We start from the raw sequence: 22995 nt of genomic DNA, 5'->3' as shown, positions 1-22995 counted from the left end.
GAAAATCTGTTTCTTTTATCCGAATCTTTCACTCAGAAGTTTAACTACTTGTTCCGGTCTCATGTTTGCTTGCGCAAGCATTGCGACCCCACTTTTGGTTAAAATCTGATTCTTAGTATAGTCCACGATATGTTCAGCCATATCCGCGTCCCTTACTCGGCTTTCTGCGGAAACCATATTGATATAGTTTGCCTGCAGACCTTCTGCTGTAATTTCCAAACGGTTATAATAAGCTCCTAGATCGGATCTTTGTTTATTCACCCTTTGGATCGCATTATCAAGAATACCGATCATCGCATTAGATGAAGCGGGAGTAGACAAAGTCTGCTTTTTCCCGTTGTTCTCCAACTGAAGCGCGCCTGCATTCATTGCATCCACGAAAATTTCCAGCTTCTCGTTTTGATTCGGTCCAACATGCAACTGGATCGGATTTTTAGAATCCTTGGAGTAGGCTCCACTCAATGGGCGAATTTTGTTGAACTCGGCAGATTTACCTAACCTGTCCACTTCGTCTATGAGTTGGTCTACTTCTAGTTGAACGAGTTTACGATCATCATCCGAGTAAATCCCGTTGGAAGTTTGGATGGATAATTCTCTCAATCTTTGGAGAATATTATTCACTTGCTCCAAGTTACCTTCGGTAACCTGAATGAATGAAACTCCATCCATTACGTTTCTTTCAGCTTGGGCAAGACCTCGAATTTGGGTGCGCATCCTTTCGGAAACCGCAAATCCCAATGCATCATCACCGGCACGATTGATCCTCATACCGGTAGATAATTTTTCTGTAGTCTTATCCAGCTCGTGATTGGTCGTCTTCAGTACGTTATTCGCACGAAGAGCGCTGATGTTGTGATTGATAATCATCAACAACCTCCCTGTAGCTAGAGTTCGGATCCGTCCGAACCATGAGGCCGGGCTTTTAGGAGGGGAGAACCTCCCGGGCAACCCGGATATCCACTGCGAATTTCACTCCCTTATATATGTTGGGGAGATTTTTTTAGATTTTTTCCTAAAGACTAAAGCCACAATCGACGATAATCCAAAAGAGGGAAAATCTACTCTCATTCTACCATCGACTTTAGCAATTTCGCAACTTTTTTTCCGTTAAAACTGCTTTTCTTGCGGGAATTTTCAGAAGTTTTTCGCATTCTGTCCCCTAAATTCAGGCCGAATCATGAAAATTTATACCAAAAAGGGAGATTCCGGAACCACATCCTTGGCTTCTGGGACCAGGGTCTCCAAATCAGATCCAAGGGTAGAATTGTACGGAACTGCAGATGAACTCAACTCTGCAATCGGAGTCGCAATTTCTTTCCTAACAAAAGATTCCAAATTGAAAGAGCCGTTGGAAAGAATCCAAAATTTACTTTTTGAATTAGGATCGGAGCTTGCAGGATATAAGAAGAAGGATGATTCTTCCTGTATCCTTGAAGAAGATATCTCTGAATTGGAAAAGGAAATAGATCTTTGGCAAGATTCACTTCTTCCTTTGAAAAATTTTATACTACCTGGCGGATCGTCCTCTTCTTCTTTTTTACATGTTGCTAGAACCCTAGCCAGAAGATTAGAAAGAGACCTAGTACATTATAAAGAAGAAGGTCACGAGATTTTTCCAGAAAATCTTAGATTCCTGAACAGACTTTCTGATCACCTATTCGTAGCCGCAAGATACGCAAATTTTGAATCTAAAATCCCGGAACCAGAATGGAAATCCAGAGCCAAAGGCAAATAACCCATCCTAGAGGTTTATATGTTCTCTTCTTCGTAGAAATGTGGGAGAGATTTTCTTTTTATGGAATGAGAGCACTTCTTGTTCTATTTCTGACCAAAGAACTTTTGATGCAAGACGCTCAGGCTGGACGAATATACGGATTTTATAATGGATTCGTATATCTGACACCTATCTTGGGTGGTTTACTCGCTGATAGATTTTTAGGATATAAACGTTCCATCTTTTTAGGTGGAATTCTAATGATGTTTGGTCATCTTTCCTTAGCATTTAACGGACTCTGGACTTTTTATTTGGGTCTTGGACTTTTGATCGCTGGAAATGGTTTTTTCAAACCTTGTATCTCCACTGTTGTAGGAAGAATTTATGAATTAGAAGGTAAACCTGAGCTCAAAGATTCCGGTTTTACTATATTCTATTTTGGGATCAACTTAGGTGCGATCTTAGGAACCTGGGCATGCGCAAATCTTGCTGAATATAAAGGTTGGCATTACGGATTCGGGATCGCAGCTGTCGGAATGTTAATTGGTCTTATTATTTTTGGATTTTTAGGAAGAAGAGTAAATCCAGATGCATTCTTAGCAAATGTAAGCAGATCCGATGCAGATTCGGAAACAGAGGATCCTAAACAAAACAGAGAAAGAATTTTTGCGATTATGGTTTTCTCTGCAGTTACAATCACTTTCTGGGCTTCTTATGAACAGATTGGTTCTTCCTTAAGCCTGATCATTGATCGGTATGTGGACAGAAATATTGGTAGATTGGAAATTCCTGCTGCGAATTACCAATCTTTAAATCCGCTTTTTGTAGTGAGTTTAGCACTCGTTGTTTCATGGATGTGGAAAAAATTCGAAGAATCAGGCAGGCATATTTCCACGGTGACTAAGTTTTGTTTAGGACTGATCGTTTTGGGACTCGGATACCTTCTTCTCTCCGTAGTAACTTTTGGATCTACTGAAAAATTTTCCTCTATTTGGATCATTCTTTCTATTCTACTTTTAACGATCGGAGAATTGTTTTTATCTCCAGTTGGTTTGTCTTTAGTTACTAAACTCGCACCAGTAAAAGTCGCTTCCATGATGATGGGATTTTGGTTTTTAGCAAACTTCTTCGCTCATGTTCTCGCCGGTGAATTAACTAGATTTATGGGCGGAAGGGAATCCTTGTCAGGGTTTTTCCTGATCTTCTTCTTTTTACCTACAATCACTGCGATGGGTCTATTTCTTTTCCGCAAAAAACTAGAATCTTGGATGCATGGTGTAAAATGAAAATTCGGATCTTAGTACCTAGCCTTCTTCTTTTATTCTCCTTTTCTATATTTGCAGATCCTTTCGAGGACTTGCTTAAATCTGATTGGGACAAATCCCAAACACTTCTAATCAAAAACTCTGTATTCCAAAAATTAGGACAAAGAGCTGGAAGTAAAGAAGTGTTAAAGATCACTAAAAATGTGATCCCATGGGCAATTTTAGAAGGTGTAAGCCCAGAAAAAACAGCAGAGCTCATAGTAAATCTGGACTTTGCAGTCAAAGAAGGTCTTACATTTGAAGAAGCAGAAGATGCAATCCCTGTAGTTTCTAAAAGAGAAATTTCAAAAGAAGATTTCAGCTATATAGGTTTATATTTTAAAGAAACCAAAAAGGCAGGTATCAGAGAAGAAGTCAGAAACCGTTTTGTAGAAGCCGCCATGGAAAAAAAATGGGATGGATTTTCAGTACTCGCAGGTGGAAGAACTCTTATCGCTGGTAAACTTGTAGATTTTCCTGAAAACAGATTGGCTTCTAAAATCCTGAACCAATTCCCATCAAAAGGTAGAAGTATCCCATTTGCAAAAACAGAAAGTACCTTTAAATCTGTGCTCGATTCTAAATTGGATGGAGCTTCTTATATTCTTCTTTCTAATTTAAAAAAATTGCATGAAGGAGAGAAGGTAACATCCGCTCAAAAATATGCTTCTGCCCGCGCAGTCGAAACTTCTCTAGAAGAAGTTGGCGGGATTGTAATTGGAGACAGGCCAAGAATTGAACCTCTTCCTGATCCACCTTTAGTTCCAAATTTACCTGAACCTGGAGAACCAACCGAACCAGATAAACCTGCAAAAGAAAGTTGGGAAACTTTATCTGCACCAATCTTACAGAAAGTTGCAAAAGAATGGGTAGGAACTCCCTATAAATGGGCGAATGCTGCAAAAACTGGAACGGATTGTTCAGGATTTACTTTTAGAGTTTTGACTGACGGTCGTATAGGCGTTCCAGAAAAAATGGTGTCTCGTGCTTCCAGTGCCCAAACCAAAATGGGAACTGGAGTTTCTCATAATGAAATGAGATCTGGAGATTTGATCTTCTTCTCTGCTTCTCCTAACCAATCTAAAGTAACACATGTAGGAATGGTTTTAAGCGGAGAAGAGTTTGCTCATGCTTCTTCTACGCGAGGTGTCGTAATCGATAAGATCAGAATGAAATGGTGGATAGATCGTTTTGTTATGTCCAGGCGAGTATTTAAGAAAGTTGTGAATTAGTTTTTATTTCGCACAGAGTTCACAGAGAACACTGAGGGGAAGAAAGGGCTCACGCGAAGCCGCGAAGTTCAGAAGGGCATTGCGGGATTTCGAAAACTATATCTTTTTTCTTTGCGCCTTTGCGTGAAAAAACTCCGTGTCCTCAGTGAAATCTATGTGAACTATTCTCCTAGATTCATCTCTTCCACAATTCCGACGAGTAACTGGGCTTTCAGGATTTGGTCTGTGCTTGCGAGGATTTCCTGCTTCTTCTTAAAATTGAAATTTAGGATAGAAGAAATAAAATCCACAGGAAATGGATGAGACCAAAGATCGTTCATTCTTAGGATCAATTCTTCTTTGGCACCTTCTGAAAGTAGAATTCGTTTGGTGAGATATAAGATCCGATCGAAAATCTCTACGAAGATTTTATCTTCTATATATTTGGAATCAGGCTCTATTTTTTCTATAATTCCAATCCGGAAAGGTTCCATAGTATCGTAAGATTCTAATTTTGCGATACCTTTCCCTTCGAGTAGAATATTGGATCGTCCGTCAGGAAGTGGATCTTTCCGAACGATTGTACCCCAACCAAAAATAGTTTCGATCTCAGGCTGAGGACTTTTTAAATTGCCCGGCTCCATTTTGATAGGTGCGATCGCCATTTCATCTCCGGACTCGGAACAATAATCCAACATCATCCTATATCTAGGCTCGAAAATATGGAGAGGAAGAAATGTGCCTGGAAATAAGATGACTTCGGGAAGAGGAAAGATCGGAATTGTAGTTCTTGACACCTAGGATTTATCCTAACCTGTTGAAGTGAAAACGCAAATCAAATTGTAAGACCGGTTTAAAATTGTACTACTTAGATAAAAAGCGATATTTGGAAGCCGCTTCTAAATTAAAAACCACTAAAATTATAGTCATCGGAGATCTCATCCTGGACGAGTATCTGATCGGAGAAGTAAACAGAATTTCTCCGGAAGCTCCTGTTCCTGTGGTCTGGGTACGGAACGAAAAAACAACTTTGGGTGGTGCAGGGAATGTTGTAAAAAATCTTTCCCGTCTTGGAGTTCAATCTTTTGTTTTAGGTAGAGCAGGAAACGATCCTGCTGCCAAAACTCTGGATGATCTTCTTTCTACAGAAAATACAAGCTCTTCTAAAAACACAATTATACGTTCTGAAAAAGTTCCAACGATCCTAAAAACAAGAGTGATCGCAGGCCACCAACAAGTTTGCCGCATAGATAGAGAAGAAACATTTCCTCTAACCGATTCGGAAGAAAAACAATTACTGGAAAGTTTTTCTAAGATCATCCAAGAAGCGGATGCAGTTGTTCTTTCCGATTATGATAAAGGAACTTTGACTGCAAGTCTTATCCGCAAATCAATCGATATCGCAGTACAACATAAAAAGATCGTAACTGTAGATCCGCAAGTATCCCATTTTTTCCAATATGAAAAAGCTACAGTCATGACTCCCAATCATCATGAAGCCGGAAAGGCTCTTGGTAAAAAATTAGAAACAAATGCAGAGGTAGAAGAAGCAGCTAAGAAGATTGCAGAAAATCTAAATTCTCCTTCTATGATGATCACTCGTGGAGAAAAAGGAATGAGCCTTTATATTTCTTCCGAATCCAAAACGTATCATATTCCTACTGTAGCCAAAGAAGTATTCGATGTGACAGGAGCCGGGGACACTGTGATCTCAGTGTATACTTCTTTCCTCGCGGCTGGTTTAGGAGAATTAGAAGCAGCAATTGTTTCCAATGCTGCGGCAGGTGTGGTAGTAGGAAAACTAGGTGCCGAAACTGTTTCTTTGGAAGAACTTTTAGAAGCTCTCGAGAAAAGAGGAAGTTTTCAGTGAAGTCTTCTTTCTCTTCTTGTATAGAGAAAATTATTCCTTTTCACGAAGTTAAGAATGTTTCGGAGAAGGTCCGCGCCAAACAAAAGATCGTTTTCACGAATGGTGTATTTGATCTAGTTCATAAAGGACATCTTACTTATCTTTCCCAGGCAAGAGATTTGGGAGATGTTCTTTGGATCGGGATCAATTCTGATTCTTCTGTCAAAAGACTAAAAGGACCAGAACGTCCTGTAAATCCGGAAGAAGATCGAGCACTTCTTCTTTCCTGCCTTTCCTTCGTAGATTATATTAGCGTTTTTCCGGAAGACACTCCTTTGGAACTCATTTCCCAGGTAGCACCTCATATTCACGTAAAAGGGGGAGATTATGATCTGGAAGCTCTTCCTGAGACTCCACTTGTTCGCAAATTAGGCGGAGAAGTACAAATTCTACCCTTTGTTCCTGGATTTTCCAGCACTGATCTCATCCGACGTATTCGGCAAAAACCCTAGATTTACTTCTCAATTCTGCGAAATTCCGAGTTGGATTTTCCGAGACTGAAGAAAACTCTGTTCAGCAGGTAGGAGATCGGTTTGTCCAAAACTAAATTTATTTTCGTGACCGGAGGTGTTTGTTCCTCCCTTGGAAAGGGTGTATCCGCTGCAGCCCTTGGATGCCTTTTGGAAAGTAGGGGTTATTCCGTTTCTCTCCAAAAAATGGACCCTTATATCAATATTGATCCGGGAACAATGAGTCCGTACCAGCATGGTGAAGTGTATGTGACCGAAGACGGCGCAGAAACTGATTTGGATCTAGGTTATTACGAAAGATTTACCAAATCCAAGTTCACTCGTAAGAACTCTATATCTACAGGACAAATTTATAATACTGTAATCCAAAGAGAAAGAAAAGGGGATTATCTGGGAAGAACTGTCCAGGTCGTTCCTCATATCACCAATGAGATCCGAAATAGGATCTACACTCTTGCAAGAGAAAATGCAACTGACTTTGTGATCGTAGAGATTGGTGGAACAGTAGGTGACATTGAATCCATTCCATTCTTAGAAGCAATCCGTCAGATGAGATATGAACACGGACCTACTCAAGTTTTATTCATCCATGTTACTTTAGTTCCTACCATCACAGTAGCAGGTGAAGCAAAAACAAAACCTACCCAACACTCTGTAAAAGAACTTTTGGCACTCGGGATCCAACCTGATATTTTGATCTGCCGTGTGAACCAACCAATGCCAAAAGAAATGAAGGGAAAAATTTCCTCCTTCTGTAACGTAAAAGAAGAGAATGTGATCTCCGCTTCCGATATCAGCACTTCCATTTATGAAATCCCTAAAATGTACAAAGAAGAAAAATTGGATCAAGTGGTTCTGAAAACATTAGGATTAGAATTAGGGAAATCTAATTTTACGGAATGGGAGAAGATCATAAAAAGTCTCCAATCCGCAAAACATACGGTTCAGATCGCGGTGGTCGGAAAGTATATTTCTCTTCACGATGCATATCGTTCCGTTTATGAAAGTTTATCTCATGGTGGAATTGCAAACGAAGCAAACGTAGAATTTATCAAAGTAGATCCTGAAAAACTGGATAAAACAAATGTGAAGGATGTTTTAAAATCAGCACATGGAGTTTTAGTTCCAGGTGGATTCGGAGATAGAGGAATAGAAGGTAAGATCGCAGCAATCCAATACGCAAGAACCAAAGGAATTCCATTCTTCGGGATCTGTTTAGGAATGCAATGTGCAGTGATCGAATACGCAAGAAACGTATTGGGAATGAAAGATGCGAATTCCACTGAGTTCAGACCAGATTCTCCAGATCCAGTCATCTCTCTTATCGAAGAACAAATGGACATAGATCAAATGGGCGGAACAATGCGTTTAGGTTCTTATCCATGTAAGATCAAAAAGAACACATTAGCGTTCAATGAATACAAACAAGAACTGATCTATGAGAGACATAGACATAGATTCGAGTTTACCAACAAATACAAACAAAGATTTGAAGAGAAAGGAATGATCCTTTCAGGTATTTCTCCAGATGAAAACCTGATTGAAATTGTAGAAATTCCAGAACATCCTTGGTTTATAGGAGTTCAGTTCCATCCTGAATTCACTGGAAAACCTACAAAACCGCATCCATTATTTGCCGGATTCATCCGTGCTGCGGTCAAATTTGCAAGGAAGGCATAATGAGCGATAAAACTGCCCAAGAAAGGGATTTTTTAAGCGGCAAAAAGATAGGAGGAAAGAATCCATTCTTCCTAATCGCAGGTCCTTGTGTGATGGAAAACAGAGACTTACTCGAAAAAGTCTGTGCAGAAATGTTAGAGATCACCACAGAACTTGGTATCCCTTATGTTTTTAAGAGTAGTTTCGACAAAGCAAATCGTTCTTCAGTTTCTTCTTATAGAGGTCCTGGACTTTCTGAAGGAATTAAACATCTAGAACATATTAAGAAAAAATTTAATGTTCCCGTTCTAACCGATATTCATGAAACTTCTCAAGTTGGTCCTCTTAAAGATGTGATCGATATGTACCAAATCCCAGCTTTCTTGAGCAGACAAACTGATTTAATCGCAGAATCTGCTAAAACAGGAAAATGGGTGAACGTCAAAAAAGGACAATTTTTAGCTCCTTCTGACTGTAGACATATCAAAACAAAAATCCAAGAATCAGGTTCCGAAAAGTATATGGTAACCGAAAGAGGTACCACATTCGGTTATGGAAATCTTGTATTCGACGGAAGAACTGTTCCTATATTACATAGTTATGATATTCCGGTGGTTTTCGATGCCACTCACTCCGCACAATTGCCTGGAGCAGCAGGAAATATCACTGGAGGACAAAGAGAATATATCCCGAGTATGACAAGAAGTGCAGTTGCACTTGGGATAGAAGGTATCTTTATGGAAGTGCACCCTGATCCTGCAAAGGCTCTTTCAGATGCTACTACTCAATATCCTCTTTCTGAAATTAAATCCTTATTAAAGGAATTGGTCGGTTTAGATCGTTACGTAAAACAGGAAATCCTAAACCGCTAATCGATAAGAGCCTTGTATTCCCGTATACTCACTCTACTCAAAATAGACCCGGAAACCGCTAGGAAATACGGTCCGGGCCTAGGAGTAGGAATAGCAATTTTATTCCTGGTTCTTTTTTTCTATTCCGGTGGAAAATCGGATGCTAAATACACTCGTGTAGAAGAAGAAAAAGAAAAGGGTTCCACTGTTTCTTTTAGGAATTTTGCAAAAGACCAGTATGATGGAAATGGAACTATATTATGGAAATTGAAAGCAGAAGAGGCATATCTTTATGCTGACGAAAAAAGATATGTAATGTACGGGATCAATTTTGACCAATATGAAAATGGAAAGTTCAAGTCCAGACTCACTGGTGAAAAGGGAGAGATCAATCAGGTCAAAAAACTAATGAAGCTCACAGGAAATATTCTTCTAAAAACGGAAGAACATAGAACACTTAGAGCAAAATCATTGGATTATAATGACGAAACTAAAGAACTAACCTCGAATGAAGAAGTTGTGATAGATGCAAACGGAACTCATATCAGAGGAGTTGGCCTTAGAGCGGACAAAGACCTGAACAAGTTCACAATTTTAAGACCAAGTGCGATTACCCAAGGTGGAGCAAATCCACTTTCTTCTTCCCCTAAAGAAAAATGAAACGTATCCTAGCATTATTCTTTTTATTATTTTTGCTGCCTGGGCATTTGGGATCTCATTCTAGACCCCCACTTTTATTTTCTGCGGAGACTTTAGATCCCAAAACTTTCCAAGGAATTGGAGAAGTAGATCCAAAACGTAAAGAAAGTTTTCCTACTTTTTGGGGAGCAAACGCACTTACCCAGGAAGACAGAGAAGTCCAAGGACTCAAAGTTACCATATTCAGCTTAGAAGGTGGAGCCTGGATCCAACATAAAAAAGTAAAATTAGGCGCAAACAGGATCGAGGTTTTTGGAAAAGAAGCATATAAGGCTTTTTTAAAGAACGGAGTACATATAGAAGACCAGGAAAATGGAACTGTGATGAGAGCGGGAGTAGGAGAATATGATAAATACTCCGAAATGGTCTATATCAAAGAAAGGCCTAGGCTTAGTTTCAGGGACAAAACTGGCAAAACCACGGTCATTTCTGCAAAACAAATAGATAGAGAATTAAGCACTAAAATTACGAAACTACATGGTGGAGTGATCGTAAATCATCCTGAAGTTACTATCTTCTGCGCAGAAGCAGTTTTTAAAGAATCAGAACATCTAATCACTACTGACCCGGATCCCATCTTAATCTCCAAGAATAGATACCTAAGCGGTAAAAAGTTATCCTTCTACACAAATGAAAGCAGAATAATTTTAGAAGAAAACACAGTATTATTCCAATCTTCTGAAGAAACTAAAAAAGATCCGGAAGGAAATGAGAAAAAACAAACTGTTCTCACAATCCTAAAAGGGGATAAGATAGAAAGCCGCCCGAATGAAGAAAATGATCGCACAGTTTTGATCAGCGGCAATGCAACAGTTCTGAGAAAGGATATGAAGATCACTTCTGAGAATATTGAATCAGTAGGAAAAGATTCTCGTATCATCAAGGCAAGAAAGAATATCAAAGTCCACGATAGAGAGAATAATCTTATTCTTTCGGGTAACGTATTCGATTATTTTAGAAATGAAAATTATCTTCACCTGACTGACGAAGGTAAAATGGAATTTTTAGACAAAAATTCTAATCAGGTAACAAGCACCATCACTGCTCAAGAATTCGAACGTTTCTTAGATCAAAAAGAAACAGTGATCCGAGGAAATATTTGGATCAAATCCAAGTCCACAGAGGCGCAAGGTGAGTACGCCACTTATTTTGAAAACGACGAATCTGTACTTTTAGAAGGAAATCCTAGGATTAATCGAAGTGGTAAGATCCTTCGAGCAGGAAAAATCGTCTTTTATCCAAGAGAAGGAAGATCAATTCTGACAGAAGGAGTCCATTTAGGAAATTAGGCTTACAGAATGGGACAAAGGATCCGGTGCCAAAACTTAATCAAAATATACAATAAGCGTAAGGTTGTAGATGGAGTCAGTTTCGATGTTCGCAAAGGAGAAGTAGTAGGTCTACTAGGTCCGAACGGTGCCGGCAAAACTACTTCCTTCTATATGTCTGTCGGTTTCGTAAAACCAGATTCAGGGCATGTATTCATAGATGACCAAGATGTAACAGAAGCTCCAATGCATACTAGAGCAAAACTTGGAGTAGGTTATCTTGCGCAAGAAGCTTCTATCTTTAGAAAATTAACAGTAGCAGAAAACTTAGAAGCTATCTTAGAAACTCTGAACATTCCTAGATCAGAAATCATTCGCAGAAGAGACGAACTACTGTTAGAATTACAAATTATGCGAGTCGCTAACCAAAAAGGTTTTACTCTTTCAGGCGGGGAAAGAAGAAGATGTGAAATCGCCAGAGCCCTAGTGACAAATCCAGATTTTATCCTTCTTGACGAACCTTTTGCAGGGGTTGACCCTATAGCTGTTAAAGATATTCAAACTGTTATAAATAGTTTAAAGAAGAAGGGACTGGGCATCTTAATCACCGACCATAATGTTCGAGAAACATTAAAGATCACGGATAGAGCATATATCATGCATAGTGGTCGGATCTTAATTGCGGGATCACCTAAAGAACTCGTAAACGATAAAGAAGCAAAGAGAATGTATCTAGGAGAGGACTTCAAGCTGTGAATCTGAACCATCAGTTAGTACAGAAGCAGACACAGAAGCTTGTCATGACGCAGGATTTGCGTCAGTCGATAGAGCTTTTGCCCTTGTCTACTCTGGAACTCGCTGATAGGATCAGTGCCGAACTGGTTGAAAATCCAATGCTGGAAGAGGAACCAGGTTCAGAAAGAAGCAAAAGTCCTGAACTTTATTCGGTAGATGATCTAAAAAGAAAAGAGAAGAATGATTTTCTAAAAAATTCCGACCAAGGCTGGCAGGACTCTTTTAGTTTAGATAAACCTCAATACAGAGGCACCGACGCTTCTGACAGAAACCAAAAATACATAGAATCATCTCCTAACGCACAATCGCTTTCAGATCATTTACTTTGGCAACTTAGGATCTCTTCCTTAAAAGGAAAAGAAATGGAGATCGCAGAAATTTTGATCTCTATGCTGGACGATAGAGGATTTATTTCTCAAACCCAAGCAGAACTTGCTACTGAAATAGGGGTTTCTGCTAAAACGATTAAGAAAGTTTTAGAACAGATCCATCAATTAGATCCTCTTGGAATTGGTGCAGGAAGCATTCAAGAAACATTATATGTCCAAGCAAAGATCCTAAGACCTGAAGATAAAAACCTTCATGACCTTATCCAAAACTATTTAAAAGACCTGGAAAAACTGGATTATAAGGGAATTTCCAAAAAAATGGGTCTCCCTGTAGAAGCGATCGAAGCAATGGCAGCTGAGATCAAGAAGCTTGAGCCATTCCCCGCAACATTATACACTCCTCAAAAACCAGATTATATAGTTCCAGATGTTATTATTCGAGAAATAGAAGGTGAGTTCAGTATATTGCTGAATGATGAATGGCTTCCTAAATTAAAAATAAATAAAGAATACAAGGGAATGCTCAAAAAAGGAGCGGGGGCTAAAGATTCGGATAAGGAATATATTTCTGCAAAATTAAACTCAGCAGAATGGCTAATCCGTTCCGTAAACCAAAGAAGACAAACTTTGTATAGAGTAGTCTCCGCAATTATAGAACTCCAAACTGAATTTTTCCGCAAGGGTGTTCGATTTCTAAAACCTCTCACTTTAAAAGATATCGCAGAAAGATTAGATCTTCACGAATCCACAGTTTCTCGTATCACTTCCAATAAGTATGTCCAAACTTCTTGGGGAATTTTAGAATTAAAATGGTTCTTCTCCTCTGGATTAAAATCCAAAAGTTCAGAAGGTGGAATGGAATCTTCTAAGACCATTCATGATATTATACGTAATCTAGTAAAAGAAGAAGATCCCGAAAACCCTCTCTCCGATCAGGACATAGTGGAAAAAATAGAAAGTAAAGGGATAGAGATTGCCAGAAGAACTGTGGCGAAGTATCGTAAGATCCTAAAAATTTTACCATCCAACCAAAGAAAAAAAGTAAAATCTCTGGAAGCAAGGTAACTCATGTCCGTTCCAGGAATCAATGTATCTAATATTCTAAAAGACCATCCTGAATTAGGCTTAAAAATGATCGCAGGCGAGAATGGACTCCAAAATCGGATCCATAGCTCTGAGATCAATAGACCTGGTCTTTCACTCACAGGCTTCTACGAAAGTTTTGCTCATGATCGTATCCAAATTTTTGGAAAAGGAGAATGGGCTTATATTACTTCGAAAGAAGGCGAGGATATGGAAAAACTCGCAGCAGATTTTTTCCATTTTCATTTGAATTGTATTATATTCACACATGGAAATGTTCCTCCTCCTATCTTTGTAGAATATTGCGATCGTCTAAATATTCCACTTTTGGGTTCGGATGTTTCTACACATAAATTCATTACTTTGATCTCTCAAATTTTGGACAGAAGTCTTGCACCTAGAACTATGAGACACGGGGTTCTAATCGAAGTATTTGGAATAGGAATACTTCTTTCTGGTAAAAGTGGTGTGGGTAAAAGTGAAACAGCCCTGGAACTCATAGAAAGAGGACACCGTCTAGTCGCAGACGATATGGTGGAGATCAGAAGACTTTCAGAAAGTTATCTGATTGGGACATGTTCGGACCTTCTTCGACACCATATGGAAATCAGAGGATTAGGAATTCTGAATATAAAAGATATATTCGGGATTGGGTCCGTAAGAGATCATAAACTTATAGAACTCATCATCCATTTGGAAGAATGGACAGAAGAAAAAGAATTCGATCGTACTGGACTCGAAAACAGAACAGAAGAAGTATTAGGAGTGAATATTCCTTTGATCAAACTTCCAGTTCGACCAGGAAGAAATATTCCAATTATCGTAGAAACCGCTGCAATGAACCAAAGATTAAAAAAACTAGGAAAGAATGCAGCGGCGGAATTCAGCCAAAAATTAAACATTTATCTACAGCAAGGAAAAGTTGAAAGAAATCCACCTCAAAATTAACGAAAACGGCGCAGGGATGCATGCTCGTCCCGCCTCAGTCTTTGTGAATTGCGCGGCAAAATACTCCTGCGAAGTTCTGGTCTCCAAAGACGGAGTGGAAGTGAACGGCAAAAGTATCATGGGACTCATGATGTTAGCTTTAGCACCCGGTCAGGAATTTTCCATCAAAACAGAAGGCGCTCAGGAAGAAGAAGCATCGGACGCTTTGGCTAAATTAGTGGAAGGCGATTTTGCGATATGAAATGGTTTCCATTCCGGATAGAAGAGGAGAATCGATATTATCTCCGAGATCTTCTGATTTTATCCGGAGTGATCTCTCTTTCAATACTCGCCGCTGAACTAATCCATTTTAGAAATTCTGAAAATATAGATATAGTAGATCGTATACTGATCTATGTATACTATACTGTCCCTTTAGTTGTATTATTCCTAGTCATTTCTTATTTTTATAGAAATCGCAGGAATTTAGAAACTGGAAGGCTCAAAAGTTCCATCCGATATAGACTTTCTCTTTCTTTTTTGTTTATCGCAATGCTTCCTTCTTTTCCTGTATTTTTACTCACTTCTAATGTGATAGGAAGAGTATTCGAAGGATTTTACGGCTTAGACATCGCCCAGGCTTTAGAAGCTGGAGATCATTTTGTCCGAAAGGAATTGGATCTTGAAAAAAATAATCTATTAGAAAAAGCTAAATTATTTAGGAATTTAGTCCAAAGACAAAATCCAAATCCGAATCTGCTCACAAACCGAGCGAATGAATTAGATCTAATCTCTAATCCAAATTATTATGTGGGATGGTATGAGAATAATCTTCCAATCCTTGAAAATAGATCTTTAAAATTGGCAATTTCACCTGAAGAATTTACCAATCTTGGAACAGAAGAAGGAATTTCCGAAAAACTGGCCTTAAGCCAAAATTTGGGATTTTATCTACTTAAAATCGAATCTTCAAATCCTGCAAAATTTCTCATATTAGGAAAACGTGTTTTCCAAGGAGAAGAATCCAGAGCTTATTCTTTCATTAATACTAGAAAGAACTATATCACTGCTGATTTAGCAAAAGAAAAACTTCCTTATGAGGTTCGACTTACCATTACATTGCTGACTGTATTTGCATTTTTACTTTCTATCTTCTTCTCACTTGTATTTGCTCGAAAGATTTCAAGACCGATCATAGATCTTGCAAACGCCACACAAAAAGTTTCCTTAGGAGATACTGATATCAATCTTCCGCTCACAGAAGGAGGAGAGATAGGTGCACTAGTAGAATCTTTTAACCAAATGGTAAAAGATCTAAAATCCAAAAACGAAGAGCTGATGCATACACAAAGGATTGCAGCTTGGAAAGAAGTAGCCCAGAGAATGGCTCATGAGATCAAAAATCCGCTCACTCCAATCCAACTTTCTGCAGAAAGAATACGTAGAAAATTAAACTCAGAAGTTCCGGAAGAATTCCAAGAGATCGTAACAAAGGGAAGCGAAACCATAGTCGGTCAGGTAAAAATTTTGGAACATCTGGTAAATGAATTCTCTGAGTTTGCAAGAATGCCTGCACCTAGACTGATCAACCAACATTTAGAGCCTGTCGTTTTAGAAAGTGCAAAACTTTTCGAACATACACCTGGAATCCAAATAGAACTTAACTTCACTAAAAATTTGCCAGAAATCTTTTTGGACAAAAAACTGTTTTTAGGGATCATGAACAATCTTTTCAAAAATGCAGTGGAAGCTATAGAAAAGAGAAGGCAAAGAGGAGACTCTGGTTTCTCTCAAGGAAAAGTTCGTATTTCCGCAGTGCTCGAAAAAAGGATCATGAGACGTTCAGTGGTTTTACTTGTAGAAGATAATGGGATCGGCGTTTCCTCCGAATACAGATCCAAGGTTTTTGAACCTTATTATTCTACCAAGGACGAACATGTTTCTGGGATAGGACTTGCAATCGTCCAAAAAACAGTGATCGATCATAACGGCCATATTTCTGTAGATTCTTCCGAATTAGGCGGATGTAAATTCAGGATAGAACTTCCGGTAGCTTAGATGAGAATATTCATAGTAGATGACGAACCGGAAATACGCAAATCACTCCAAGATATTTTGGAAGATGAGAATTATGAAGCGGAACAATTTTCATCCGGCAAAAACTTCTTAAAACATCTCAAGATAGAAAGGCCAAGTTTAGTTTTGCTAGATGTTTGGCTCGGAAAAGAAGATGGACTTATTGTTTTAGATGAGATCAAAAAAATTTATCCAACTGTCCCGGTAGTAATGATCTCAGGCCATGGCACTATAGAACTTGCAGTTCAAGCCACCAAAAAAGGTGCTCTCAACTTTTTAGAAAAACCATTATCTATCGCAAAAGTTCTAGAGGCGGTAGAAGAAGCATTAGTGTATTCAGAAAAATGGGAATCTCCCGAAATCAAACTGGAATCGGATGAAATTTTAGGAAATTCTCCCGCAATCCAAAAAGTAAAATTCTCGATAGCTCAGGCTGCCGCAACAAATGCAAGAGTGTTTATTTATGGGGAAAACGGAACAGGAAAGGAATTAGTTGCTAAAACTATATTCAAAAATTCAAAAAGAAAGGACCAACCTTTCGTAGAGCTGAATTGCGCCGCCCTTCCTGAAGAATTAATAGAATCTGAACTATTCGGTTATGTAAAAGGTGCATTTACAGGAGCTACAGACACAAGGATCGGAAAGTTTGAAGCCGCCAACGGAGGCACTCTCTTCTTAGATGAGATCTGCGATATGTCCTTATCTACTCAGGCAAAAGTTCTTCGTATTCTACAGGAACAAAGATTTGAAAAGCTGGGAAGCACAGAACAAGTTTCTGTAGATGTTAGAATTATTGCCGCTACAAATATCCCGGTAGAAGAAGCAATCAAAGAAGGGAAGTTTAGAGAAGATCTTTATTATAGATTGAATGTAATCCCGATCGTAATTCCTCCATTAAGAGATCGTAAATCAGATATTCCATTACTTGTAGATCATTACGTAAGACAAACAATCGCAGAAAATAATCTTACTCCTAAAATTATAGAAAAGGAAGCGGTTTCTATCTTAGAAAGCCATTTCTGGCCAGGGAATATTAGAGAATTAAAAAATGTGATCGAAAGACTTTGTATTATGACTGTAAGCGATATTATCCGTGCCCAAGATGTGAAGGACTCCATGACAGGTTTCGTAAAAGCAAACGATCTGGTAGAAAAAGGAGATTTCAAAAAAGCAAAAGAAGAATTCGAGAAACAGTATATTCTGAAAACATTACAGACAAACGAAGGAAATGTTTCCAAAACTTCCAAGGCACTCGGAATAGAAAGATCTCATTTATACAGAAAAATGAAATCATTAGGGATACAGGCGGAGGACATCCATGACTAAGCCTGGGATATTTCAGGAACTAAAAGGAATTCTACAGGACTTTAAATTTTTAGTCCAAAATGGAGAATTCCCGATCGTACGAAGACAGGGAGAGAAAGATCCCGGGGATCTGGACTTAGAATGGAAAGATACTTGGGCTTGGTCTTCTATCGGATCCAAAAAAGAAACAACTGTTCCTGGGATACAAATGAGGATCCCTCCTAAAAAAGAGGACAGAAACTTCTCCTGCAAACTTTGTTCAGATAGACTTAGCGCTGTACGCCATTTTATTATCAGAGGCAGAAAGAAAATATTAGTACTTCATTATACTGGCGAAACAATCTCTGGAAAAGAATCTTATGTAAAAACTTCTCCTTTAAAAATTTTCCGAACAACTGAAGCAGAGGATTTATTCGATAGAATGATCCAGAAAGTATTTGGGTTCACAATGAAGGAGTTCTATTTCCAAGAATTTCCAGGATGTTTATTTTCCCAAGATAGATCAAATGAAGAAGATTGGAAAAGAAGGACCCAAAACTGCAAGGTCCAAGTGCAGGAAACCATCCAGGAAGAAGGCATCCAAGGAATTATACTATTAGGCGCTGCAGCCACTTTATATTTCGGAAAAGAGGAAGCTCTCAAACAAATGGGAAAAACTTTAGAGTTCCAACCTGGGACTCCAATGGTAGTACTTCGTTCTCCTGAAGCTATCTTAGCAGCAGAACAAAAAAGAAAATCAAGTAAGGCAGATTCTCCAGAATTCCAAGAAGCCAAGAAGAAGGAAATAGAAGTCAAAGAAAGTATCCTCTCCCAGCTCGGGATCTTTCATCAGGAGATTAAAGAAAAAATTTGATCCAATACGCAGAACTAGCCTTTGATCTTCCAATCTTAGAAGATACATTCACTTACGAGGTGCCTCCAGGCACCCAAGTCGGAATGAGGGTAGAAGCCAAACTTCGAGGAAGAAAAGAAGAAGGGATCATATTATCCTTACATCATAATGAACCTAGCTACGAAGTTCTACAAGTAGATCGGGTCATAGATAAAACTCCAGTCATCAATGAAGAACAGATTGGGCTCGCTTATTGGGTAAAAGAGCAATACCTCGCATCTCTTGGGGAATGTATCCACAAGATGATCCCTTCCGGAAGAAGACATTCTAAAGTAAAACTGAACGAGAATGTCATTGCCTCCGAACCATTCAAATTAAACGAAGAGCAAGAAAAAGCTTACCAAAACATCAAATCAGATTTTGGAAAAGATTCTATCCATCTTCTATTCGGGATCACAGGAAGTGGAAAAACAGAAGTATATCTGCATTTGATCCGGGACATTCTACAAAACTCAAACAAAGGAGTTTTACTTTTAGTTCCTGAGATAGGTTTGACCTATCATATTATACGTAAATTAGAAGCAGTCTTTCCCGGACAAATTGCATTATTACATTCTGCTTTGAAAGTATCAGAAAGATTCAAAGCGTATACGGACCTTCTACAAGGCAAAAAAAGGATCGCTGTTGGAACAAGATCCGCGGTATTCGCACCTATCTCAAACTTGGGACTCGTCATCATAGACGAAGAGCATGATGGATCTTTTAAAGAACATTCTACTCCAAGATACCATGCAAGACAGGTTGCTCTACAAAGATGCAGGCAGAATAAAGCGGTATTAGTTTTAGGATCAGCAACTCCTTCTGTAGAAGTATATCATCTTGCTAAAACGGGAAAAATTGGTCTGCAAGTTCTTACCAAAAGACCTGGAACCGCAAAACCACCAACAGTTCGGATAGAGGAAAATAAAAAAGATGCAAGACTACTCGGCTCTGAACTTACATTTGCGATCAAACAAAGATTGGATAAAAAAGAACAGGTCATTCTACTTTTAAATAGAAGAGGATACAGTCCTCTTATCTATTCTGAAAAAGAAAAAACATATATCCCTTGTCCAAATTGCACATCCCATCTATGTTATCATAAAAAAGGTACCGTTATCTGTCACCTCTGTGGATTCTCGGATTCTCTCCAAAGATTGGAAACGAAACTAGGAGAAAAACTGGTCATGATGGGAACAGGTACCCAAAAGTTAGAAGAATTCCTTCTAGAAACTTTTCCAGGTGCAAAAGTAGAACGTTTAGACCAAGATTCTATCCAAGACAAAAGTGTTCTTACAGATGTGATCGGAAGACTCGTAGATGGAGAGATAGATATTCTCACCGGAACACAAATGATCTCCAAAGGTTTAGATGCTGCTCGAGTTACTCTAGTAGGCGTTTTAAACGCAGGTATTGGTTTAGGACTTCCCGATTTTAGAGCGGGAGAAAGAGTATTTTCTCTTTTAACTCAAGTAGCGGGAAGAGCAGGGCGATCCGATCTAGCAGGAGAAGTTTTGATCGAAACAAATACTGTGGATCATCCGATTATTCGAATGGCATTGGACCAAGACTATGTTCGATTTTATGATTCAGAGATCAAAACAAGAGAAGAACTTTTTTATCCACCATTCTCTCGATTGATCCGTATCTTATCCAGATCCAAGGATGAAATTCTTTCTCTCAAAACGATTGAAGAAGTGCATCAAGTATTAAAAAAACATCTGCCTGAACCAAACACAGTTGTCTTAGGTCCAGCTCCTTGTCCTTTTTATAAAATAGATGCAAACTTCAGAAATCATATACTCATTAAAACAACAGTTCAAAACAAATGGAGAGAGATCCTAAAAAAAGAGATCAGGCCTCTTAAAATTTCTAAAAACGTTTACCTGGAATTGGATTTTGATCCATTGGATCTTGTCTGATGAAAATTGCATTTTTTGGAACCCCGGAACCTTCTGCCAAACTTTTGCAGGCGTTACTACAAGAGCCTGATATCCAAGTACAATTCGTGGTCACAAATCCGGATCGTCCCAAAGGAAGAAGTAAAACGCTCGTTCCGAGTCCTGTTAAAGAAATCGCACTCGCAACAAATCTTCCTATCTTTCAATACGAATCCATAAAGAAGGAAAAAGAAGAAGCACTCCAAAACTTATCTAAGTTTGATGCGGAACTCTATGTTGTATTCGCTTATGGCTCTATTCTACCTAAGGAAATTTTTTCTTATCCTAAATTCGGTTCTATCAATCTACATGGCTCCATTCTTCCTGATCTAAGAGGTGCTTCTCCAGTCCAAACTTCTCTTTGGAAAGGTTATACTAAGTCTGGGATCAGCATCCAATACCTGGGAGAAAAGATGGATGAGGGAGATATTATCCGCATCCAGGAAGTGGATGTAGATCTGGAAGATGATACTGGATCTCTTATGGAAAAGATAACCCAAGCAGGGATCCAAAGTCTCATTCCACTTTTAAAAGGCCCGAGAACTTCTCCTTTTGAGGCAACTCCTCAAGATCATTCCAAGGCAACGTATTGTACTAAAATTCAGGCAGAAGATAGGGTCCTGGATCTAAAACTTTCTGCCATTGAAATTCATAATCGTATTCGTGCTTTAAGTCCAGATCTAGGCGGGTATTGCCGTTTTAAAGAGAAACGTATGGTTTTATGGAAAACAAGACCCGTAGATTTTTCTGAAACGCCAATCCAGCCAGGTAAATTGAAACGAATGGACAAAAAGGCCCTTATTTTACAGTGTGGAGATGGCCATTTCTTAGAGATCCTTTCCGTACAACCGGAAAATAAAAACAGAATGACTGTTGCAGATTTCATGAATGGTTTCCGAATTTCGGACGAGGATCGTTTCGAGTGACCAAGGAAGAACTCCGCTCTAAATATCTCCCTATCGGGGGTTACTTTTTTTTCATCGCATTCGGCTTAGTAGTCTTTTTCATAGCCGCCTTCTTAGTTGTATTTGTTCGTACTAAAAGCTCCACTATGGTAGTCATGCCTGATGTGGTAGGCAAACCGTACAACGAAGTCCATAACGAATTAATGCGTCTCCAGCTCAAAGTCAGATTGGAGTCCAAACGTTATCCAGACAAAACAGATGGAATTATAATTTATCAATCCATTCGCCCAGGAAGAGAAGTGGAAGCTGGTTCCAAAGTTTCTCTTACAGTCAATATCGGTTTAGATCGGATCGACATGCCTAATCTAAAAGGGCAAAGTTTGGTCTCTGCTAAAAACTCCATGGAAAAAGTTCTCTCTGGCGAAACTTACGTTTCTTTAACTCTGGGTGGGATCACCTATGTGGAAGTGAAAGAAGGAGAACAACCTGATACTGTAGTGGATCAAATCCCGGAAGCTGGTAAAAACATCACCGCCGGCGAAAAAGTATTCTTACTAGTTACTAAACCTTCTACCAAGAAAAAAGAAGGGGAGCCACAAGCAGGATTAGAATTTAAACCAGGTGATTCTTACGCATTCGCCCAAAGAGCACTTGTAAGAGCAAAAATTTCTTCCAAAGCAGAAGTGGTTATTACCAAATTTCGTCCTGATAATGGAAAAATTGAATCCGTCCAGAAAGTGGGAAATGAATACAAGTTTAAGGTATTTTATTTCGAGCCGGAAGATAGGGTAGAAAGCGGATACGAAAGTTTCGTATATGAAGCTCGTAAAAACGGGACTTATTCTATAATCGTAAAAGACCAAAACGACGAAACCAAACAAACCGAAATCAGTGCTCCTACTTCTTACCAAGAAGGAGAAAAAATCCAGACAGTCTTTTATAGAACAGGAGACGTGACGCTGGTTCTTTTGGACGATCAAGGTTCGAAAGTAAAATCCAAAGACTACGAGAACGAATTTTGAAAATCTCCGCTTCTATTTTAGCCACCCAACTTACAGCACTTGCAAATACAGTTCCTAATTTTAAAAAAGAAGGAATCGACCTAGTCCATATGGATGTGATGGACGGAAACTTTGTGCCTCAGATCAGCTTCGGAGAAGCGGTCAATAAAGAGATCAAAGCAATGACCCAGATCCCACTGGACGTTCACCTAATGGTGGAAAAACCAGAGAATCATGTTCCGAAATACTATGAGCTGAATCCTTATTGTATTACTTTTCATGCGGAGACTACTCGTTTCCCAATTCGTTTAGCTCAGGAAATAAAGAAGAATGGACCGAAAGTGGGAGTTTCTCTCAATCCGGGTACTCCGGTTTCTGCATTAGAAACTCTTCTACCTTATATTGATCTAGTACTCATAATGACTGTGGAACCAGGATTTTACGGACAGAAATTCGTAGATGGTGGAATGGATAAGATCAGAAAGGTCAAGTCACTCATTTCTAATTACCCGATCGAACTGGAAGTAGATGGAGGAGTCAATGATACAAATATCAAAGAACTCTCTCAAGCTGGCGTGGATATCTGCGTGGTGGGTGCCGGTTTATTCAAATCCGGAGACCCGAGCGAGAATGGTATTCGTTTAAAAGGCCTAACAAAGTAAGTCTTTTATTAAATAT

22 protein-coding genes are annotated in these 22995 nt (G+C 39.0%); 20 read left to right on the top strand and 2 right to left on the bottom strand.

Features of this window, described 5'->3' with window-relative positions; translation table 11 throughout:
- Positions 1 to 15 precede the first annotated feature (15 nt).
- Positions 16 to 867 (bottom strand): flagellin N-terminal helical domain-containing protein, encoded by an 852-nt coding sequence (locus EHQ52_RS00460; RefSeq protein WP_135613327.1) that lies wholly within the window; start codon positions 865 to 867, stop codon positions 16 to 18.
- Positions 868 to 1177: 310 nt separating this feature from the next.
- On the opposite strand from EHQ52_RS00460, the gene EHQ52_RS00455 reads away from it, so the two are divergent.
- From EHQ52_RS00455 to EHQ52_RS00445, 3 genes are read left to right on the top strand one after another with little or no spacing between them, the layout of a single operon-like run.
- Positions 1178 to 1735: a cob(I)yrinic acid a,c-diamide adenosyltransferase gene (locus EHQ52_RS00455; RefSeq protein WP_135613326.1), complete on the top strand. Its 558-nt coding sequence runs from the start codon at positions 1178 to 1180 to the stop codon at positions 1733 to 1735.
- On the top strand, positions 1708 to 3000 hold the full coding sequence (locus tag EHQ52_RS00450; RefSeq protein WP_135613325.1) for a peptide MFS transporter: 1293 nt from the start codon (positions 1708 to 1710) through the stop codon (positions 2998 to 3000). Before EHQ52_RS00455 ends, EHQ52_RS00450 begins: the two co-directional genes overlap by 28 nt.
- A complete protein-coding gene (locus EHQ52_RS00445; RefSeq protein WP_135613324.1) occupies positions 2997 to 4250 on the top strand; it encodes a C40 family peptidase in 1254 nt (417 codons plus the stop codon). Before EHQ52_RS00450 ends, EHQ52_RS00445 begins: the two co-directional genes overlap by 4 nt.
- Before the next feature lie 161 nt (positions 4251 to 4411).
- Here EHQ52_RS00445 and EHQ52_RS00440 read toward each other — a convergent pair whose 3' ends face one another.
- A complete protein-coding gene (locus EHQ52_RS00440; protein WP_135613323.1) occupies positions 4412 to 5026 on the bottom strand; it encodes an LON peptidase substrate-binding domain-containing protein in 615 nt (204 codons plus the stop codon).
- Between the two features lie 62 nt (positions 5027 to 5088).
- Between EHQ52_RS00440 and rfaE1 the strand changes: the two genes are divergently transcribed.
- From rfaE1 to rpe, 17 genes are all read left to right on the top strand, one after another.
- Positions 5089 to 6099 carry a D-glycero-beta-D-manno-heptose-7-phosphate kinase gene (gene rfaE1, locus EHQ52_RS00435; RefSeq protein ID WP_167492147.1) on the top strand — a complete coding sequence of 337 codons (1011 nt, stop codon included), beginning with the start codon at positions 5089 to 5091 and terminating at the stop codon, positions 6097 to 6099.
- Entirely contained in the window at positions 6096 to 6590 is a 495-nt protein-coding gene (rfaE2, locus tag EHQ52_RS00430; protein WP_135613322.1) for a D-glycero-beta-D-manno-heptose 1-phosphate adenylyltransferase, read from the top strand. Before rfaE1 ends, rfaE2 begins: the two co-directional genes overlap by 4 nt.
- 81 nt (positions 6591 to 6671) lie before the next feature.
- Positions 6672 to 8288 carry a CTP synthase gene (locus EHQ52_RS00425; protein WP_135613321.1) on the top strand — a complete coding sequence of 539 codons (1617 nt, stop codon included), beginning with the start codon at positions 6672 to 6674 and terminating at the stop codon, positions 8286 to 8288.
- On the top strand, positions 8288 to 9139 hold the full coding sequence (gene kdsA / locus EHQ52_RS00420) for a 3-deoxy-8-phosphooctulonate synthase (RefSeq protein ID WP_135613320.1): 852 nt from the start codon (positions 8288 to 8290) through the stop codon (positions 9137 to 9139). Before EHQ52_RS00425 ends, kdsA begins: the two co-directional genes overlap by 1 nt.
- Before the next feature lie 42 nt (positions 9140 to 9181).
- Entirely contained in the window at positions 9182 to 9778 is a 597-nt protein-coding gene (lptC, locus tag EHQ52_RS00415; RefSeq protein WP_425269371.1) for an LPS export ABC transporter periplasmic protein LptC, read from the top strand.
- Positions 9775 to 11106 (top strand): LptA/OstA family protein, encoded by a 1332-nt coding sequence (locus EHQ52_RS00410; protein ID WP_135613318.1) that lies wholly within the window; start codon positions 9775 to 9777, stop codon positions 11104 to 11106. The genes lptC and EHQ52_RS00410 overlap by 4 nt, the downstream gene beginning before the upstream one ends.
- A 9-nt stretch (positions 11107 to 11115) precedes the next feature.
- Positions 11116 to 11841 carry an LPS export ABC transporter ATP-binding protein gene (gene lptB, locus EHQ52_RS00405; protein WP_100710200.1) on the top strand — a complete coding sequence of 242 codons (726 nt, stop codon included), beginning with the start codon at positions 11116 to 11118 and terminating at the stop codon, positions 11839 to 11841.
- Complete coding sequence (gene rpoN, locus EHQ52_RS00400) at positions 11838 to 13274, top strand: RNA polymerase factor sigma-54 (RefSeq protein WP_135613317.1); 1437 nt, start codon at positions 11838 to 11840, stop codon at positions 13272 to 13274. Before lptB ends, rpoN begins: the two co-directional genes overlap by 4 nt.
- 3 nt (positions 13275 to 13277) lie before the next feature.
- Positions 13278 to 14240 (top strand): HPr(Ser) kinase/phosphatase, encoded by a 963-nt coding sequence (hprK, locus tag EHQ52_RS00395; RefSeq protein WP_135613316.1) that lies wholly within the window; start codon positions 13278 to 13280, stop codon positions 14238 to 14240.
- Entirely contained in the window at positions 14215 to 14481 is a 267-nt protein-coding gene (locus EHQ52_RS00390) for an HPr family phosphocarrier protein (RefSeq protein ID WP_208653428.1), read from the top strand. Before hprK ends, EHQ52_RS00390 begins: the two co-directional genes overlap by 26 nt.
- Before the next feature lie 17 nt (positions 14482 to 14498).
- Positions 14499 to 16277, top strand: a complete 1779-nt coding sequence (locus EHQ52_RS00385; protein WP_208653445.1) for an LIC_11548 family sensor histidine kinase — start codon at positions 14499 to 14501, stop codon at positions 16275 to 16277.
- Positions 16278 to 17621 carry a sigma-54-dependent transcriptional regulator gene (locus tag EHQ52_RS00380; protein WP_135613313.1) on the top strand — a complete coding sequence of 448 codons (1344 nt, stop codon included), beginning with the start codon at positions 16278 to 16280 and terminating at the stop codon, positions 17619 to 17621.
- The gene (locus EHQ52_RS00375) at positions 17614 to 18453 is read left to right on the top strand and encodes a hypothetical protein (RefSeq protein ID WP_135613311.1); all 840 of its coding nucleotides are present in this window, start codon (positions 17614 to 17616) and stop codon (positions 18451 to 18453) included. Before EHQ52_RS00380 ends, EHQ52_RS00375 begins: the two co-directional genes overlap by 8 nt.
- Complete coding sequence (gene priA / locus EHQ52_RS00370; protein ID WP_135613310.1) at positions 18450 to 20393, top strand: replication restart helicase PriA; 1944 nt, start codon at positions 18450 to 18452, stop codon at positions 20391 to 20393. The genes EHQ52_RS00375 and priA overlap by 4 nt, the downstream gene beginning before the upstream one ends.
- Positions 20393 to 21337 (top strand): methionyl-tRNA formyltransferase, encoded by a 945-nt coding sequence (fmt, locus tag EHQ52_RS00365; RefSeq protein WP_135613308.1) that lies wholly within the window; start codon positions 20393 to 20395, stop codon positions 21335 to 21337. The genes priA and fmt overlap by 1 nt, the downstream gene beginning before the upstream one ends.
- Positions 21334 to 22338: a PASTA domain-containing protein gene (locus EHQ52_RS00360; protein ID WP_135613306.1), complete on the top strand. Its 1005-nt coding sequence runs from the start codon at positions 21334 to 21336 to the stop codon at positions 22336 to 22338. Before fmt ends, EHQ52_RS00360 begins: the two co-directional genes overlap by 4 nt.
- Complete coding sequence (gene rpe / locus EHQ52_RS00355; protein WP_135613304.1) at positions 22335 to 22979, top strand: ribulose-phosphate 3-epimerase; 645 nt, start codon at positions 22335 to 22337, stop codon at positions 22977 to 22979. The genes EHQ52_RS00360 and rpe overlap by 4 nt, the downstream gene beginning before the upstream one ends.
- The last annotated feature ends 16 nt before the right edge of the window (positions 22980 to 22995 follow it).

This window comes from Leptospira koniambonensis, from assembly GCF_004769555.1.
GTDB classification, from domain to species: Bacteria; Spirochaetota; Leptospiria; order Leptospirales; family Leptospiraceae; genus Leptospira_B; species Leptospira_B koniambonensis.
This window is presented reverse-complemented; position numbering and strand designations above follow the sequence as displayed.

Coding starts and splice junctions, on each gene's coding strand:
- EHQ52_RS00450 (WP_135613325.1), top strand. CDS start 1,708: ATGGAAATCCAGAGCCAAAGGCAAATAACCCATCCTAGAGGTTTATAT.
- hprK (WP_135613316.1), top strand. CDS start 13,278: ATGTCCGTTCCAGGAATCAATGTATCTAATATTCTAAAAGACCATCCT.
- kdsA (WP_135613320.1), top strand. CDS start 8,288: ATGAGCGATAAAACTGCCCAAGAAAGGGATTTTTTAAGCGGCAAAAAG.
- lptB (WP_100710200.1), top strand. CDS start 11,116: ATGGGACAAAGGATCCGGTGCCAAAACTTAATCAAAATATACAATAAG.
- EHQ52_RS00445 (WP_135613324.1), top strand. CDS start 2,997: ATGAAAATTCGGATCTTAGTACCTAGCCTTCTTCTTTTATTCTCCTTT.
- fmt (WP_135613308.1), top strand. CDS start 20,393: ATGAAAATTGCATTTTTTGGAACCCCGGAACCTTCTGCCAAACTTTTG.
- EHQ52_RS00375 (WP_135613311.1), top strand. CDS start 17,614: ATGACTAAGCCTGGGATATTTCAGGAACTAAAAGGAATTCTACAGGAC.
- EHQ52_RS00380 (WP_135613313.1), top strand. CDS start 16,278: ATGAGAATATTCATAGTAGATGACGAACCGGAAATACGCAAATCACTC.
- EHQ52_RS00455 (WP_135613326.1), top strand. CDS start 1,178: ATGAAAATTTATACCAAAAAGGGAGATTCCGGAACCACATCCTTGGCT.
- EHQ52_RS00410 (WP_135613318.1), top strand. CDS start 9,775: ATGAAACGTATCCTAGCATTATTCTTTTTATTATTTTTGCTGCCTGGG.
- EHQ52_RS00460 (WP_135613327.1), bottom strand. CDS start 867: ATGATTATCAATCACAACATCAGCGCTCTTCGTGCGAATAACGTACTG.